The 16,531-nt window shown below is 69.2% G+C and carries 14 protein-coding genes; 9 read left to right on the top strand and 5 right to left on the bottom strand.

Features of this window, described 5'->3' with window-relative positions; all coding sequences use genetic code 11:
* Positions 1 to 6: 6 nt before the first annotated feature.
* Both AC3WTE_RS29160 and AC3WTE_RS29155 read left to right on the top strand, forming a co-directional pair.
* On the top strand, positions 7 to 1,017 hold the full coding sequence (locus tag AC3WTE_RS29160) for a methionine synthase (protein ID WP_492442937.1): 1,011 nt from the start codon (positions 7 to 9) through the stop codon (positions 1,015 to 1,017).
* Between the two features lie 118 nt (positions 1,018 to 1,135).
* Positions 1,136 to 1,807 (top strand): hypothetical protein, encoded by a 672-nt coding sequence (locus tag AC3WTE_RS29155; RefSeq protein ID WP_492442936.1) that lies wholly within the window; start codon positions 1,136 to 1,138, stop codon positions 1,805 to 1,807.
* Here AC3WTE_RS29155 and AC3WTE_RS29150 read toward each other — a convergent pair.
* Positions 1,804 to 3,423: a 4-coumarate--CoA ligase family protein gene (locus AC3WTE_RS29150; RefSeq protein WP_492442935.1), complete on the bottom strand. Its 1,620-nt coding sequence runs from the start codon at positions 3,421 to 3,423 to the stop codon at positions 1,804 to 1,806. The two genes, AC3WTE_RS29155 and AC3WTE_RS29150, sit on opposite strands and share 4 nt — an antisense overlap.
* Before the next feature lie 120 nt (positions 3,424 to 3,543).
* Positions 3,544 to 3,957: a F420-dependent biliverdin reductase gene (locus AC3WTE_RS29145; protein ID WP_492442934.1), complete on the bottom strand. Its 414-nt coding sequence runs from the start codon at positions 3,955 to 3,957 to the stop codon at positions 3,544 to 3,546.
* A gap of 35 nt (positions 3,958 to 3,992) precedes the next feature.
* Here AC3WTE_RS29145 and dprE2 point away from each other — a divergent pair, with 35 nt between their 5' ends.
* From dprE2 to AC3WTE_RS29115, 6 genes are all read left to right on the top strand, one after another.
* Positions 3,993 to 4,751, top strand: a complete 759-nt coding sequence (gene dprE2, locus AC3WTE_RS29140; RefSeq protein WP_492442933.1) for a decaprenylphospho-beta-D-erythro-pentofuranosid-2-ulose 2-reductase — start codon at positions 3,993 to 3,995, stop codon at positions 4,749 to 4,751.
* A 124-nt stretch (positions 4,752 to 4,875) separates the two neighbouring features.
* A complete protein-coding gene (gene cbiE, locus AC3WTE_RS29135) occupies positions 4,876 to 6,060 on the top strand; it encodes a precorrin-6y C5,15-methyltransferase (decarboxylating) subunit CbiE (RefSeq protein WP_492442932.1) in 1,185 nt (394 codons plus the stop codon).
* Positions 6,057 to 6,812, top strand: a complete 756-nt coding sequence (cobM, locus tag AC3WTE_RS29130) for a precorrin-4 C(11)-methyltransferase (RefSeq protein ID WP_492442931.1) — start codon at positions 6,057 to 6,059, stop codon at positions 6,810 to 6,812. The genes cbiE and cobM overlap by 4 nt, the downstream gene beginning before the upstream one ends.
* A gap of 26 nt (positions 6,813 to 6,838) precedes the next feature.
* A complete protein-coding gene (locus tag AC3WTE_RS29125) occupies positions 6,839 to 7,561 on the top strand; it encodes a cobalt-precorrin-6A reductase (RefSeq protein ID WP_492442930.1) in 723 nt (240 codons plus the stop codon).
* A gap of 140 nt (positions 7,562 to 7,701) precedes the next feature.
* Positions 7,702 to 8,640, top strand: a complete 939-nt coding sequence (locus tag AC3WTE_RS29120) for a hypothetical protein (RefSeq protein ID WP_492442929.1) — start codon at positions 7,702 to 7,704, stop codon at positions 8,638 to 8,640.
* Positions 8,641 to 8,696: 56 nt separating this feature from the next.
* Positions 8,697 to 9,113 (top strand): hypothetical protein, encoded by a 417-nt coding sequence (locus AC3WTE_RS29115; RefSeq protein WP_492442928.1) that lies wholly within the window; start codon positions 8,697 to 8,699, stop codon positions 9,111 to 9,113.
* A 167-nt stretch (positions 9,114 to 9,280) separates the two neighbouring features.
* On the opposite strand, the gene AC3WTE_RS29110 is transcribed toward AC3WTE_RS29115, so the two are convergent.
* From AC3WTE_RS29110 to cobG, 3 genes are read right to left on the bottom strand one after another with little or no spacing between them, the layout of a single operon-like run.
* A complete protein-coding gene (locus tag AC3WTE_RS29110) occupies positions 9,281 to 10,750 on the bottom strand; it encodes a precorrin-2 C(20)-methyltransferase (protein ID WP_492442927.1) in 1,470 nt (489 codons plus the stop codon).
* Positions 10,751 to 10,778: 28 nt separating this feature from the next.
* On the bottom strand, positions 10,779 to 11,405 hold the full coding sequence (locus tag AC3WTE_RS29105) for a precorrin-8X methylmutase (RefSeq protein WP_492442926.1): 627 nt from the start codon (positions 11,403 to 11,405) through the stop codon (positions 10,779 to 10,781).
* Between the two features lie 9 nt (positions 11,406 to 11,414).
* Positions 11,415 to 12,536 (bottom strand): precorrin-3B synthase, encoded by a 1,122-nt coding sequence (gene cobG, locus AC3WTE_RS29100; protein WP_492442925.1) that lies wholly within the window; start codon positions 12,534 to 12,536, stop codon positions 11,415 to 11,417.
* Positions 12,537 to 12,940: 404 nt separating this feature from the next.
* Between cobG and cobN the strand changes: the two genes are divergently transcribed.
* The gene (gene cobN / locus AC3WTE_RS29095; protein ID WP_492442924.1) at positions 12,941 to 16,531 is read left to right on the top strand and encodes a cobaltochelatase subunit CobN; all 3,591 of its coding nucleotides are present in this window, start codon (positions 12,941 to 12,943) and stop codon (positions 16,529 to 16,531) included.

Raw genomic sequence — 16,531 nt, 5'->3', positions numbered from 1 at the left:
GGCCGCGTGACTATTTTCGCCCAGGCAACCGGTATCGGCTCGTGGCCGGGGACGGTCGCCCGGGAAGCGGCGGCCGTCGTGGTCGGTGAGCTACCCGCCCTGCCGCATCTGGTGGAGCTTCCGGCCCGCGGTATCGGCGCCGACATCATCGGCCGCGCCGGTGCGCTGCTGGTCGACATCGGCATCGACACCGTGCCCCGCGGTTACCGCATCGCGCCCGGCCGCGGTGCCGTCGTCCGCCGCGCCACGGGTCTGCTCGACGAGGACGTCGACGCACTCGAAGAAGCGTGGGAGAAGGCCGGGTTGCGCCGGGCCGGGCGGACCATCAAGGTGCAGGTCCCCGGTCCACTGACGCTGGCTGCCGAACTCGAGTTGTCCGGTGGGCACCGGGCCATCACCGATGCGGGCGCGCTGCGAGACCTGGCCGGATCACTCGCAGAGGGCGTGGCGCGCCATCGCGCCGAGGTCGCGCGGCGCTGCGAGGCCGAGGTGGTGGTGCAGTTCGACGAACCGGCACTGCCCGCCGCGTTGGCTGGGCGGCTGGCCGGGGTGACTCGGATGTCTCCGGTGGCGCCGGTCGACGCGTTGCTGGCCGCGAGTCTGCTCGACGAGTGTCTCGCGACCGTCGGGGGACCGGCCGCCATTCACGTGTGTGCGGCCGATGTGCCGTGGAAAACCTTGGCGCGCACCAGTTTCAGCGCCATTTCTGTTGATGCCGCCACACTGACCGCGGCTGATCTGGACGGCATCGGCCAGTGGATCGAGGCGGGCCGGACCATCATGCTGGGAGTGCTGCCGGGCGTGGCACCCGACCGCTCGGTCCCGGTCGAGACGGTCGCCGCCACAGCCGCGAGCATCACGGACCGGCTGGGGTTTCCGCGGACGGTGCTGCGCGAGCGCGTCGGCCTGACGCCCGCCTGCGGGCTGGCCGGGGCCACCGAGAAGTGGGCCCGCACGGCACTGACCCTGCTCCGCAGGGCTGCCGACGGCATTGCCCAGGACCCGGACGCCGCGTGAGTTCTGACCTGCCCGGCGAACCGCGGAAATCGTCAATCCGGGCTCGGTGACGTGCGATGATGAGAGTCCAGAGTGCGCCGCGGGGTGCCACTCGGTAGGGGATTGATCGGGGGCGGACGTGCGCCGTGACAATGCGCTACGGACTGCGGGGAGTCTCGCGGCAGCGGCATTTCTCGTGGCGGCCGGCCCTACGGTCGCGATCGCAGCGGCTAGCCCGGGCGGGTCCCACGGCAACGGCGGAAACAGCGGCTCGGGAAAGGCCGGGTCCGGCCAGAACAGCACCTCGCGTGGCAACTCTGCTGCCGGTGGATCCGTCACGCATGCCAATTCCGGCGGCAACTCCGCTATTTCGGGCCAGACCAACACCGGAAGCTCATCCAACGGTAAGGGCGGCGGCAACAGCAGTGCGCCGGGCACCCAGTCCAACAACGGTTCCGACAACCCCGCCGCGACGCCGACGCGTACACCAGCCACCCAGCCGACGGCAGTGGTCGTCGCCGAACAGCACACCGGCACGACGGCGGCCGGACAAGCGTGGTGGGCGGCGCCTGCGGTGGCCCCACCCGCTGTCGAGGTGCACATGCCCGCGGCACCGCGCGAGGACACCGCTGCGGATCTGCTGTCGGCCGCCCACACCGGCGTCCCGGTGTGGGCCGCCGCCGAGCCCGTCGGATTACGGAGCGATCTGTTCGGGCTGGCCGGGCTGGTGTTGATGCCGCTCGTCGGGCTCGGGGTCGGGTATCGCCAGGCCAAGGCCGTGCGCGACGCCGACCTGACGATCGGTCCCTAGAGCTCGCGGATCCCGCGCAGTTCGCGGCGCAGAATCTTGCCGGCTGCGGACTTCGGGATGGCATCGATGAATGCGACCTGCCGGACCTTCTTGTACGGCGCGACCTGCCCGGCGACGAAGTCCATGATCTCGTCGCCCGACAGCGCGGACCCCGGTTGCCGCACCACGAATGCCTTCGGCACTTCCTCGCCCGATTCCGGATCACGGACCCCGACCACCGCGGCATCGGCGATCCCGGGATGCGTCAGCAGCACGGCCTCGAGTTCGGCCGGCGGCACCTGGTAGCCCTTGTACTTGATGAGCTCCTTGAGCCGGTCGACGATGTAGATGCAGCCACTGGCGTCGACCCGGGCCAGGTCACCGGTGTGCAGGAAACCGTCGGCGTCGATGGTCTCGGCGGTGGCCGTGTCGTTGTTGAGGTAACCGGTCATGACGTTGGGGCCCTGGAAGCACAGTTCGCCGACCTCGCTCAGGCCGTGCTCGGGCTGGCCGATCTCGGCTCCGGTATCGGGGTCGACGATCTTGCTGACGGCATTCGGCACCGTCCAGCCGCACGAGCTCAGTGGCGCGACGGCGCCGACGAGTTCGCGACCACCGTCGAACGGCATGCAGTGGCTCACCGGGCTCAGCTCACTCATGCCGTAGCCCTGCACGATGGGGCAGCCGAGCCGGTCGGAGACCGCCATCCCGAGGTCGTCGTCGAGCGGCGCTGCACCCGACATCAAGCCCTTCAGGGAATCGAGCCGGTAGGAGTCGACCATCGGGTGCTTGGCCAGCGCGACGGCGACCGGCGGCGCGATGAACGCGAACGTGCACTTGTGGTCCTGGATGGTCTCGAGGAACACCGCGAGATCGAAGCTCGGCATGATCACCAGCCGGGCCCGGGCGTGCAGCACGGAGTTGAGCAACACCGTCATGCCGTAGATGTGGAAGAACGGCAGCACAGCCAGTACGCGGTCGTCGGGGACCAGGCCCTGGATCGGCCGAATCTGCGCCACGTTCGCCGCCAGATTGGTGTGGGTGAGCATGACGCCCTTGGGATTTCCCGTGGTGCCGGAGCTGTACGGCAATGCCGCCAGATGAGTGGCCGGGTCGAAGCCGACTTGTGGTGCGGGCAGTGCGGTGCCCAGCAGTTCCGCTGCGTTCGGATGGCCGTCCACCGTGGTACCCGGACCGTCGAGGACGACGATGCGGTCGGCAGCCAAGCCGACCTCGCCGGCGGCCTGCAGCGCCTGCGGTGCCAGCGCGGTGACCGTGATCAGCATGGTGGCACCGGAGTCGGTCAGCTGCTTGGCGATGTCCTTGGCGGTGAACAGCGCGTTGATGGTGGTGGCCGTGGCGCCGGCCCGCAGGATGCCGTGAAAGGCGACTGCGAACGCGGCGCTGTTGGGTGCCAGCAGGCCCACCACGTCGCCCGTGCCCAGGCCGCGGGCGGCCAGCGCACCGGCGAACGCCTCGATGCGGTTGGTCAGCTCGCGGTACGTGTACTCCGTGCCGGTCGCTACCTCGGTGATGGCGATGCGATCGGCATCCGCCTCGGCCAGATCGCCGAATATGTACTCGTAGACGGCAGTAGTCGGGATCTGGACTTCAGGAAAAGGGCTGGCGATAGTCATGGCGTCTTAGATCGAACCATGCCGGGGCGACGCGAGTCATGCCGGTTGGTGGCCTTTGCCTGCCGGGTTGTCGGGCCGCGTTACACCTCGTCGCCGAAGCGCAACGCCTCCGTCGCGCGACTACGCCTCGCCGCGGTCCAGGAGCCCGCTGGAGCCGAGGACGCGTTCCACCCGGACCTCGATCACCACGCGCCGGGGATTGACCCGCGGCGTGCGGTAGCGCTGCGCATATCGCAGTTCGGCGTCGCGAACGTCGTCGGCATCATGGCTGACCGTCGATTTGCCTTCGAGCGACAACCACCGGGCGCCGTCGACCTGGCTCAGCACGGCAACACCACGCTGGGCCGCGTTGAGGGCCTTCTGGGAACCGCCGGTGGTGATGACGCGCGCGATGTGGGTTTTCGGGTCGAAGGTGAAACCGACCGCGACGACGTGCGGCGAATTGTCCGACCGCAGGGTGGTCAGCATCGCCAGATGACGCTCGGTGAGGAATGCCAGCGCGTCACTGGTGAGCCGTGTCGTTGCCTTCGCCATCACGGTCAAAAGTAGCGCAGGTGATAATCGCAGCCGTGAACGACACGGCGGATACCGGCGGCGAGGTGGTCGTCGTCTTCGGCGGCCGCAGTGAGATCGGCGTGGAACTGGCCATCCGGCTGGCGCCCGGCAACACAGTGGTGCTCGCGGCACGCCAGGCCGACCAGCTGACCGACGAGGTGCAAGCGGTTCGCGCGGCGGGCGCTGCCAGCGTCCGGACCCGCGAGTTCGATGCCGACGACCTGCCCTCGCACGCCGCGTTGATCGGCGCGATCGAAGCCGAGCACGGCCCGATCGGCACCGCGGTGCTGGCCTTCGGCATCCTCGGGGACCAGGCCCGCGCCGAGGACGATGCCTCCCATGCGGTGGCTGTCGTGCACACCGACTACGTGGCCCAGGTGAACCTGCTGACGCTGCTGACGCAGCGAATGCGTGCCGCCGGCCGGGGTCGGCTCGTGGTGTTCTCGTCGATCGCCGGCGCGCGGGTCCGGCGGGCCAACTACGTCTACGGTTCGGCCAAGGCCGGCCTGGACGGCTTCGCTTGCGGGCTGGCCGACGCACTGCACGGCACCGGTATCCAACTGCTGATCGTGCGGCCCGGCTTCGTGATCGGCCGCATGACCGAGGGCATGGAGCCGGCACCGATGTCGAGCACGCCGGCGCAGGTCGCCGACGCCGCGGCCCGGGCCCTGGGGCGCGGCAAGGGCGCGGTGTGGGTGCCGTGGGGGATTCGGCCGCTGATCTTCGCGACGCGGTTCGTGCCGAAGGCGATCTGGCGAAGGATGCCGCGATGAGCGCTTGCGCGAAGAGCAGAGGGCACTGATGAGCGCTTGCGCGAAGAGCAGAGGGCACTGATGAGCGCTTGCGCGAAGAGCAGAGGGCACTGATGAGCGCTTGCGCGACGAGCGGAGGCCGCAGATGACCGGGAACGGTAAGATCACCGTCGTCGGTATCGGAGCCGACGGCCTGGCCGGCCTCGGCCAGGCCGCGCGCGGTGAACTGCTCCGCGCGACAGTGATTTTCGGTGGTCCCCGGCAGCTGGATCTGCTGGACACGCAGGTGACCGCCGAGCGGCGGGCCTGGCCGTCGCCGATGCTGCCGGCCCTGCCCGCGTTGTTCGACGGGCTGTCCGACGTGCACGTGGTGGCCTCCGGCGACCCGATGCTGCACGGCATCGGCGCCACGTTGAGCCGGCTGTTCGGCCGGGATCGGGTGACGGTGCTGCCGCACGTGTCGTCGGTGACGCTGGCCTGCGCGCGGCTGGGGTGGAGCGTGCAGGACACCGAGGTGATCAGCCTTGTCAACGCCGCACCGCACACCGCGATCCGGCACGGTGGACGCGCGGTGGTGTTGTCCAAAGGCTCCGATACGCCGCGGGCGCTGGCCCGGCTGCTCGACGAGACTGGTTGTGGCGAGTCGCAATTCACCGTGCTCGAGCAACTCGGCGGCCCCGCTGAACGGATCACCACCATGGTTGCCGCGGAGTGGGCCACCGACGCCCCTGCTGTTGATGCGCTGAATGTCATTGCCGTGCAGTACCTTCCCGAACGACGTGTCGCTGCGGTGCTACCGGACGCGGCGTTCGGCCATGACGGACAGATCACTAAGCAGACCATCCGGGCGCTGGCGCTGACGGCGCTGCAGCCGCGTCCCGGTCAGGCGTTGTGGGACGTCGGATCCGGGTCGGGGAGCATTGCCATCGAATGGTGCCGGGCGTCCGGTGGCCGAGCGGTCGCTTTCGAACGCGACGAGGTGCGCCGCGAGCGCATCGCCAACAACGTCACCATGTTCGGCTTGCGCGTCGATGTCCGTGGTGCCGCACCCGACAGCTTCGCCGACGTGCCAACGCCGGACACCGTCTTCATCGGCGGCGGCCTCACCCAGCCGGGGCTGTTCGAGGCCTGCTTCGACGCGCTGGAACCCGGCGGCCGGCTGGTCGCCAACGCGGTCACCGCCGAGTCGGAAGCATATGTGGTGCAGCTCTATGCAAAGCTCGGCGGCGACCTGCGGCGCTTCCAGCACTATCACGGCCAACCGATCGGCGGCTTCACCGGCTGGCGGCCGGCGATGCCGATAACCCAGTGGACGGTGGTCAAGAAATGACGGTGTACTTCATCGGCGCTGGTCCCGGCGCCGCCGACCTGATCACCGTGCGGGGACAGCGACTGCTGCGGTCCTGCCAGGTCTGCCTCTACGCGGGCTCGATCATGCCCGACGACCTGCTGGCGGAGTGCCCGCCGGGCGCGCGGGTGGTGGACACCGGTCCGCTCAACCTGGAGCAGATCATCGACGAGCTCGCCGCGGCACACGAAGCCGGACTCGACGTGGCGCGCCTGCATTCCGGTGACCCGTCGATCTACAGCGCCGTGGCCGAACAGTGCCGTCGGCTCGACGAACTCGGTATCGACTACGAAATCGTCCCGGGCGTACCGGCTTTCGCGGCCGCCGCCGCCGCACTCGGTCGGGAGCTCACGGTGCCCGGTGTCGCTCAGACCATCACCTTGTCGCGCGTTGCCACGCTGTCGACGGCGATGCCCGACGGCGAGGATCTCGTCACGCTGTCCAAACCGGGCGCCACACTGGTACTGCATCTGGCTGCGGCGCAGATCGACAGCATCGTCCCGCAGCTGCTCGATGGCGGGTATCGCCCCGAAACGCCCTGCGCGGTGGTGGCTTTCGTGAGCTGGCCGACCGAACAAGTCATCACGTGCACCCTGGCCGAGCTGGCCGACCGAACGAAGGCGGCCGGCATCACCAAGACCGCCGTCATCTTCGTCGGAGACGTGTTGGGCGCCCAGGGTTTTGCCGACAGTTACCTGTACTCCAGCGGCCGCCGCCGCGGGACGCGGCATTGATGGCACAGCCGGGGGACCGTTTGCCCATGAAGCTACTGCTCCTGGGCGGCACCTCCGAGGCGCGGACGCTGGCCAAGGTGCTGCACCCTGATGTCGAGCTGATCAGCTCCCTGGCCGGCCGCGTCCCGGACCCGGCCCTGCCGGTCGGACCCGTCCGGATCGGTGGCTTCGGTGGCGTCGACGGCCTGCGTGCCTATCTGCAGGACAACGGGATCACCGCCGTCGTCGACGCCACGCACCCCTTCGCCGCCAACATCACGGCCAACGCCGCGCGGGCCTGTGCCGGCTTGCAGCTGCCGCACCTGGTGCTGGCCCGGCCCGCCTGGCCGCACGGCGATGCCATCGTCGTCACCGACGACCGGCACGCCGCACAGACCGTCAAAGACCATGGCTACCAACGGATTTTCCTCACCACCGGACGTTCGGGCACCACGGTGTTCCGCTCATCGGACGCCTGGTTCCTGATCCGAGCGGTCACGCCGCCGGACGCCGACACCCTGCCCCCGAATCACGAAATCCTGCTCTCGCGCGGCCCGTACGACTACGACAACGAGCTCGCACTGCTACGCGCACACCGCATCGACGCGCTGGTCACGAAGAACAGCGGCGGGAGCATGACGCGGGCCAAATTGGACGCTGCTGCGGCGCTGAACATCCCGGTGATCATGGTGGATCGTCCGGCGCTGCCGACCGGGGTCGCGACCGTCAGCACCGTCGACGATGCCGTGGAGTGGGTCAGGCGGCGCTGACCCGATCCAACGCCCCGAGCCGGAAGGTTGGTCTCGTTTGTCCAGATCCGAGATAGTCCGCCGGTGTGATCTGGACGGTCCGGCGCCGGTGTCGAGAAATTAGGTCGATTTCGAGACGGATGTACGCGGATGCTGTTGTGGTGGGGATCGTTGAGCGGTGGCCGTCGCTGGGTGACCAGGTTGTGGTGGCGGAGCGGTTGTTTGGCCCGTCGGGGCTCGGCAAGGTCGGGGGATGGCTCGCCGAGCAAGCCGGGTTCGTCGGTGACGGTGAGTTCGCGAGGACCTTCTCCGATCACGTCCATCTGCCCGGGATCGAGTCCCTGGACTACGCACACCGACACATTCGCACCGCACGCGGTGACCTCTTGGGGGGAATCAGGTTCTACTCGCGCAACCTGACCCGCCCGTTCGTCGACGTCGTGGCTCACAGCTTCGACGACCTCGACGCGCTGGCCGCATGCGTGCACGCCGAATGGTCAGCGTTCCACGTGCGCTACCTGCGGGTGCGGACCCGGCCCGGCCGGCTGGCCAATCGACCCGGCGTCCTGCTCGACAAGAGCATCCACGCCGCCCGGTGCCGCGACATGGCCCCCGACGACGGCCGCGTCGCGCTGCGCCGCTTCGACACTCCTCAACGCGCCATCGACGCGGTCACCGACCGTTACGCCCACCTCGCCGCGACGAATCCCGTGCTGTCGAACAACCTGTCCCCAGCCCCACCCGAGGATCTGCGGGACTGGCATGCCCGGCACCAGATGTGGGCCATCACCCGCGGGAAGGACACCGTCGGCGCCTTCGCGGTGGCGCCCGGCTCGCTCGGCTGGATCACCGGCCAGGAAATCAACGAAGAGGTCATCGCCGTCGCCCACGCCGGGCAGCGGTACGCCACCTCGGCGCAGTGCGCATGGGCCCACGGCGGGTTCGCCGAGGCCACCGACCTGCTCATCGGAACCATCGACCGCCACAACCACGCCTCCCGAGCCACCGCGGTGCGCGCCGGCCGGCCCCGTGTCCTCGATGACGTCTTCATCACCCTCGACGACGACCCAGCCGGTGAGCACCGTGACCCGAGTGCCTGATCGCATCGGCACCAGCCCAGGCGGCGGCGTCCGGATCCGGCCGCGGCGTTCTGAAGATGAACCGGGCGACACTGGTCGCGGCCTTCGCCGATCTCTACGCGTGGACCCACCGGGATTGGTCACCGGTCACCAACACCAACGAGTTGATGGAGGCGTCTCGCCACGAAATCGCCCAGGTCGATCGCGCGCTCAGTACCGGAGTCTGGGTTGACGGACACTTGGCCGCGATCGCGTTGGCCTTCCCCGACGATGCGGGGATCGAGGTCGTCGCCGAGACCGTCCGCCCCACCCAAACCCGAGGTGAAGAACTGGTCGTCAGCGTCCTCACGACGTTGCTGGACACCCTCGCACGGCGCGGCGCCAGCAGCCGCGTCCAATTCGATGGGCACGTCACCGACCCCCACCTGCAGCCGGTACTCGACCGCATTCCGCGAGAGGACGCCAAGCCCGTCGATCTCATCGAAATTGACTGAAGATCCAAGACAAGATCTGAGCCGTCCAACGTCTCTAGATATGAGACGCCGGCCGCAGTCTCAGCAAGCGAACGGGCGCGTCAAGACCCGGGCAGTTGACGGGGCCCTCTGCCTTGACAGCTAGAACCATCGGAGGTCTGTTGGTTTTGTGGCGCCTCGACGACCGGTCAGCTCGGGTACGTCCGCGGGGTGAAGACTCGGTCGCCATCGGCAGTGGTGTGCCATACCGTCTGCGACGAACCGATGATCAGCAGGCAGCGCATGTCGATCTCGGCCGGCTTGAGGTCGGCAAGGCGCACCACGCACACCGACTCGTTGGGTCCGGCCACGTCGCGTCCGATGACCACGGGCGTGTTCGGGTCCCGGTACTCCAACAGCAGGTCCTGCATGGCGGCCACCTGCCAGGTCCGGGTCTTCGACGCCGGGTTGTAGATCGCCAGCACCAGATCGGCGCGGGCGGCGGCGGTGAGCCGCTCGGCGATGATGTCCCACGGCTTCAGTCGGTCGGACAACGAGATCACCGCGTAGTCGTGGCCGAGCGGCGCGCCGACGCGGCTGGCCACCGCCTGCGCGGCGGTCATCGCCGGGATCACCCGGACGTCCACGCCTGGCCACTGCTGGGCCTCTTCGAGCACCGCGGTCGCCATCGCGAAAACCCCGGGGTCGCCCGAGGACACGACGGCGACGGTGCGGCCCTGCTGGGCCAGCGTGCAGGCGAGCCCGGCGCGGGCACGCTCGTCGGTGTTGTCGCTGGGGTGGCGCTTCTGGCCGGGGCGATCCGGCACCCGGTCCAGATACGGCCCGTAGCCGATCAGATCGGTGGCGGCCGCGAGTTCCCGACGGGTCTGGGCCGTGGTCCACTCGGGGTCGCCCGGACCCAGCCCGACCACCACCACGCTGCCGACCGTTGCCTTGTCGCGTCGCCCACCCGGGAGGATCGCGATCGAGAAGTACGGGACCGTCGCGTCGTCGACGTCAGCGGCCGGCAGGACCCGCTGCGCCTCGGTGCTCGCGCGTTCCACGTAGTACGCCTCGTCGAGCCGTCCTGCTGACGAAAGTGCCTGTCGCACAGCGGGGTACGACCGGCCGAGCTTCATCACCACGGCCGCGTCGGTGTCGGCCAGCCGGCGCTGCAGCTCGCCCTCGGGCAGGGTGCCGGGCAGGACTGTGAGCACCTGCTCGCCCTGCACCAGCGGTGTCGAGATCGCGGCCGACGCGGCGCTGACCGACGTCACTCCCGGCACGATTACCGCATGGAACCTCTCGGTCAACCGCGTGTGCATGTGCATGTAGGAGCTGTAGAAGAGCGGATCGCCCTCAGCGAGCAGCGCGACGTTGCGGCCCGCCGCCAGGTGGGTGGCGATGCGCTCGGCGGCCTCGGAGTAGAAGTCCTCGATCGCGCCGTCGTACCCACCTGGGTGTGATGTGGTCTCGGTCGTCACCGGGTAGACCAGGTGTTCCTCGATCTGGCCGGGACGCAGATACGGTTCGGCGATGCGCCGCGCGATGCTGTGGCCGTGCCGCGCGCTGTGATAGGCCACCACGTCGGCCTCACCGATCAACCGGGCGGCCTTGACCGTCACCAGTTCCGGGTCGCCCGGACCCAGGCCGACACCGAAGAGCGTTCCCGTTGTCATCGTCCACCTTCTGCTCGTTCGGCAAGCCTCACTCGCGTTCACTCGCAATCGCGTTCACCGCGGCGGCAGCCATGGCACTACCGCCACGCCGCCCCGTCACCACCAGATAGTCCATGCCGCGCGGCCGCGCGATCAGTTCGTCCTTTGACTGTGCCGAGCCGACGAAGCCCACCGGACCGCCCAGCACCACCGCGGGCACCGGAGCGCCCTCGTCCAGCAGCTCCAGCAGCCGGAACAGCGCGGTCGGCGCATTGCCGATGGCCAGCACGGCGCCGCCGAGCCGGTCCGCCCACAGATCGACGGCCGCCGCCGAACGCGTGCTGCCGAGCTTCGCGGCCAGTTCTGGGGCCCGGGGATCGGCGACCAGTGACACCACCTCGTTGTCCGCCGGCATACGCGAGCGGGTGATGCCGGCGGCGACCATCGACGAGTCACACAGGATCGGGGCTCCGGCGGCCAATGCCGCATGGGCGCGCGTCACAACGTCGTCGGTATAGGCGACGTGCGCGGTGACATCGACCTGGCCGCAGGTGTGGATCAGGCGTACGACGACGCGCGAGACGTCGTCGGGAAATCGCGCCAGATCCGCCTCGGCGCGGATCGTCGCGAACGACTGCCGGTAGATCTCCGCAGCGTCGCGGACGTAGTCGAGCACCCGATAACCCTACGGGTGGCGCGGTTGGTACCCCGAGTTGGTCGCCACCAGCACTTCTCCGACGGCCGGACTGCCGCACGCGCGCTCACAGCCGACGAAGTGCCGGCGCCCGCCGGGCTCGCCGGACTCCGCTGCCGCGGCGGCGTCACTCCGGACGTCGGCGCGTGACTTGGCGCACCCCGGGCTGCCGGTGCAGGCACTGATCGACAACCAGGGGGAGTGCTCGTCGAAGACCAGACCCAGCGGCGCCAGCACGCGCAGTGCGGTGTCGGCAATACCCTCTTCGAGGTCACAGATGAGTAACGAGCGCCATGGAGTGACCACGACCGGGGCGGTGATTGCTGCCACAAACTCCGCGGTACGGGCCTGCAGCACACCCAGCGGGACAGCCGCGCCCAACGTGATCCGGCCGTCGTCCTGGGTGACCCAGCCAACCGGCGGGGCGTCGACGGGCGGCCAGGTGGCGCCCGGTGAGTCGGTGGGGTGGAGCCCGGCGCCGGTCAGGAGCTCGTCGGTATTGTCCAGTTCGCTTGTCCGCCAGCGGTTCCCGCGAATCTCCAGGAAGGTCTGGGCGAGGTCCAGCAGGGTGCCGCCGGCCTGTGCGGCAGGAATCCGCACCCCGGTGTCACGGCCCGCCACCAGCACGGCGGCGGTGTCGGGGGACACCAGATGGGTGCTCACATCGGGTGCCAGGCCCGAGATGTCGCCCCGCCCGTCGTCGACCCCGAACCAGAACCGTCCGGGTAGCTCGGCCAGGTCAGAGCGGTTTTGCAGCCCGGAATCGAGGTCGCGGACCACGTCCCGGACGTCGCCCAGCCCGCCGCTGCGGCCCGTCAGCGGCGACGCCACGATGTTGCGGACCCGTTCGTGGGTCGGCGAGGGCAGCAGGCCTGCCGTATCGACCGCCGCGGCCAGCCCTGCGGCGTCGTGGATGCCGCGCACCTGGATATTGCCGCGGGAGGTCAGTTCCATTGCCGGTGAACCGAATTCGTTCGCGGCGTGGGCCAGCGCCTCCAGTTGCCCAGCGGTGATCATGCCGCCCGCCAGGCGGATGCGGGCGAGGCCGCCGTCAGCTGCCTGGTGCACCTGCAGGGCGCCTGGGCAGGCGTCGTCATCACGTGTGCGAATCACCTTGTCCACGTTACGTTGTGCGGAGAATAGTGAAATAGGTCACTGCCGTTTCCGGCCTGTTCCCTGCCTTACATGTCCCTTGTTTTCGCCGCATCGGCCCGTACCGTGGAACACGAACTTCCGTTTGCTCCACCGCTTTCGGATGACGTAAGGAGGGACGTAATGTCCGATTTCGCTTTGTATGTTGGTGGCGTCTTCGCTCTCATCGTGGCCGCCGGCCTGCCGTACCGAGGCAAGACCTGGTACTCGCGTTGGAGTGCCAGCGAGCGCTGATCCCAGCAGCTTCACGTAAGTAAGACCGCCGACGGGGCGGGTTGCCCAGCAACCCGCCCCGTTGTGCATTCCACAGCACCCCTACCGAGGGCAGCCACCACTGGAGGCCGCCCGTACGGTACGAATAGGCGGTGCCGACCGTACTACTGCTCTCGACGTCCGACACCGACCTGATCACCGCCCGGGCCAGCGGAGCCGGGTACCGATGGGCCAACCCCTCCCGGTTGATCGACGGCGAATTGCCGGACCTGCTGGCCGGCGCGGACCTGGCGGTCGTGCGGGTGCTCGGCGGCTACCGGACCTGGCAGGACGACATCGACGCCGTCGTCGCCACCGGAATCCCGACCGTGGTGCTCTCGGGTGAGCAGACGCCCGACGCCGACCTGATGAGCCACTCGACCGTCCCCGCCGGCGTCGCCCTCCAGGCGCACATCTATCTGGCGCACGGCGGCACGGAGAACCTGCGCAACCTGCACTCCTTCTTGTCGGACACGGTCCTGATGACGGGGCTCGGCTTCGGTGAGCCCGAATCGACCCCGAGCTGGGGACTGCTGCGCACGCGAGGAGCAAATGAGCACGAGGCGCGCGAGTCCGAAGTGACCGGCCCCACCGTCGCGGTGCTGTACTACCGGGCGCAGCAGCTGGCCGGCAACACCGCCTACATCGACGCGCTGTGCGAGGCCCTGGAAGACGCGGGCAGCCGTCCTTTGCCGATCTTCTGCGCCTCGCTGCGCACCGCCGAACCCGAACTCATCGAGTTGCTCGGGACGGCCGACGCCCTGATCACGACCGTGTTGGCGGCCGGCGGCGCGACCCCGGCGCTGGCCAGTGCGGGCGGCGATGACGACAACTGGAACGTGGCGCACCTGGCGGCTCTCGACATCCCGATCCTGCAGGGCCTGTGCCTCACCAGCTCGCGTGCGCAGTGGGACGAAAACGACGACGGGCTGACGCCGCTGGACGTCGCGTCGCAGGTCGCGGTGCCCGAGTTCGACGGCCGCATCATCACCGTGCCGTTCTCGTTCAAAGAGATCGACAGCGAAGGCCTGATCTCGTACGTCGCCGACCCCGAGCGCTGTGAGCGGGTGGCGCGGCTGGCGGTCCGGCACGCGCGCCTGAAGCACATCGCGCCCGCCGACAAGCGCGTCGCCCTGGTGTTCTCGGCGTACCCCACCAAGCACGCCCGCATCGGCAACGCCGTCGGACTCGACACCCCGGCCAGCGCCGTGGCGCTGCTGCGCGCCATGCGCGACGCCGGCTACCGCATCGGCGACATTCCCGGCGTCGACGCCGAAGATGGGGACGCCCTCATCCACGCCATGATCGAGCGCGGCGGTCAGGACCCCGACTGGCTCAGCACCGAAGCGCTGGAAGCCAACCCCGTCCGGGTGTCTGCCAAGGACTACCGCGCCTGGTTCGCGACCTTGCCGGCCGAACTCACCGACGCCGTGACCAAGCACTGGGGCGCGGCCCCCGGTGAGCTGTTCGTCGACCGCTCGCAGGACCCCGACGGTGAAATCGTCATCGCCGCAATGGTTTCCGGCAACGTCGTGCTGATCGTCCAGCCACCGCGCGGATTCGGTGAGAACCCTGTCGCGATCTACCACGACCCCGACCTGCCGCCGAGCCACCACTACCTGGCGGCCTATCACTGGATCAACAAGCACTTCGGCGCCGACGTGATGATCCACCTGGGCAAGCACGGCAACCTGGAATGGCTGCCCGGTAAGACGCTCGGCATGTCCTCGGCATGCGGCACCGACGCCGCACTGGGCGACCTGCCGCTGGTGTACCCGTTCCTGGTCAACGATCCCGGGGAGGGCACGCAGGCCAAACGCCGCGCGCACGCGGTCCTGGTCGACCACCTGATCCCGCCGATGGCCCGCGCCGAGACCTACGGCGACATCGCCCGGCTGGAACAGCTGCTCGACGAGCACTCCACCATCTCGGCGCTGGACCCCGGCAAGCTGCCGGCCATCCGTCAGCAGATCTGGACGCTGATGCGCGCTGCCAAGATGGACCACGACCTGGGGCTGGAGGACCGGCCCGACGAGGACGTGTTCGACGACATGCTGCTGCACGTCGACGGTTGGCTGTGCGAGATCAAGGACGTCCAGATCCGCGACGGCCTGCACATCCTGGGCCAGGCGCCGGACGGTGAGGCCGAGCTGGACCTGGTGCTGGCCATCCTGCGGGCCCGCCAGCTGTTCGGCGGCGAGCAGTCGGTGCCGGGCCTGCGCGAGGCGCTGGGCTTGGCCGAAAATGGTGAGGCCGGCAGGGCAACTGTCGATGCGGCCGAGGGCCAGGCGCGTGAACTGGTTGCGGCACTGCAAAAGTCCGGCTGGGACGCCGCCGCGGTCGACGGCATCACCGACAACGCTGAAGTCGCCAAGGTGCTGCGGTTCGCCGCCACCGAGGTGGTGCCGCGGCTGCGCGCGACGGGCCGCGAGATCGACCAGATCCTGCACGCGCTCGCCGGCGGGTTCATCGCCGCCGGACCGTCGGGCTCACCGCTGCGCGGACTGGTCAACGTGCTGCCCACGGGACGCAACTTCTACTCCGTCGACCCCAAGGCCGTCCCGTCGAAGCTGGCGTGGGAAACCGGTGTGGCGATGGCGGATTCGCTGCTGGAACGCTACCGGACGGACTACGGCCGCTGGCCCGAGTCCGTCGGGCTCTCGGTCTGGGGCACGTCGGCCATGCGCACTGCGGGTGACGACATCGCCGAAGTGCTTGCGCTGCTGGGTGTACGGCCGATCTGGGACGACGCGTCACGTCGTGTGGTGGGGCTGGAGCCGGTCGCACTGGCCGAGTTGGGCCGCCCGCGCATCGACGTCACCGTCCGCATTTCCGGCTTCTTCCGCGACGCCTTCCCGCACGTGGTGGCCATGCTGGACGACGCCGTGCAACTGGTCGCCGGGCTCGATGAATCCGCCGAGGACAACTACGTCCGCGCCCACTCTCAGGTCGACATCGCCGACCACGGTGACCAAAGACGCGCCACCACAAGAATTTTCGGCTCCAAGCCGGGAACCTACGGCGCCGGACTGCTACAGCTCATCGACAGCCGCAACTGGCGCGACGACGCCGACCTGGCCCAGGTGTACACCGCCTGGGGTGGCTTCGCCTATGGTCGCGGCCTGGACGGTGCCCCGGCCACCGACGACATGAACCGGGCCTACCGGCGAATCTCGGTGGCGGCCAAGAACACCGACACCCGTGAGCACGACATCGCCGACTCCGACGACTACTTCCAGTACCACGGCGGCATGGTCGCCACCGTCCGCGCACTGACCGGCAAGGACCCGGCCGCCTACATCGGCGACAACACCCGGCCCGACGCCGTCCGCACCCGCACGCTGTCGGAGGAGACGACGCGCGTGTTCCGGGCCCGGGTGGTCAACCCGCGCTGGATGACGGCGATGCGACGGCACGGCTACAAGGGCGCCTTCGAGATGGCTGCCACCGTCGACTACCTGTTCGGGTACGACGCCACGGCGGGCGTCATGGCCGATTGGATGTACGAGCAGCTCACCCAGAGCTATGTGCTGGATCCGGAGAACCGCAAGTTCATGTCCGAGTCCAACCCGTGGGCGCTGCACGGTATGGCCGAGCGGCTGCTGGAGGCGGCGGGCCGCGGCATGTGGTCGGCGCCGGAGTCCGAGACCCTCGACGGCCTCAAGCAGGTGCTGTTGGAGACCGAAGGGGAGCTGGAGGGCTAG

Source organism: Mycobacterium sp. FW102-FHT13B02 (assembly GCF_058790275.1).
This window is presented reverse-complemented; position numbering and strand designations above follow the sequence as displayed.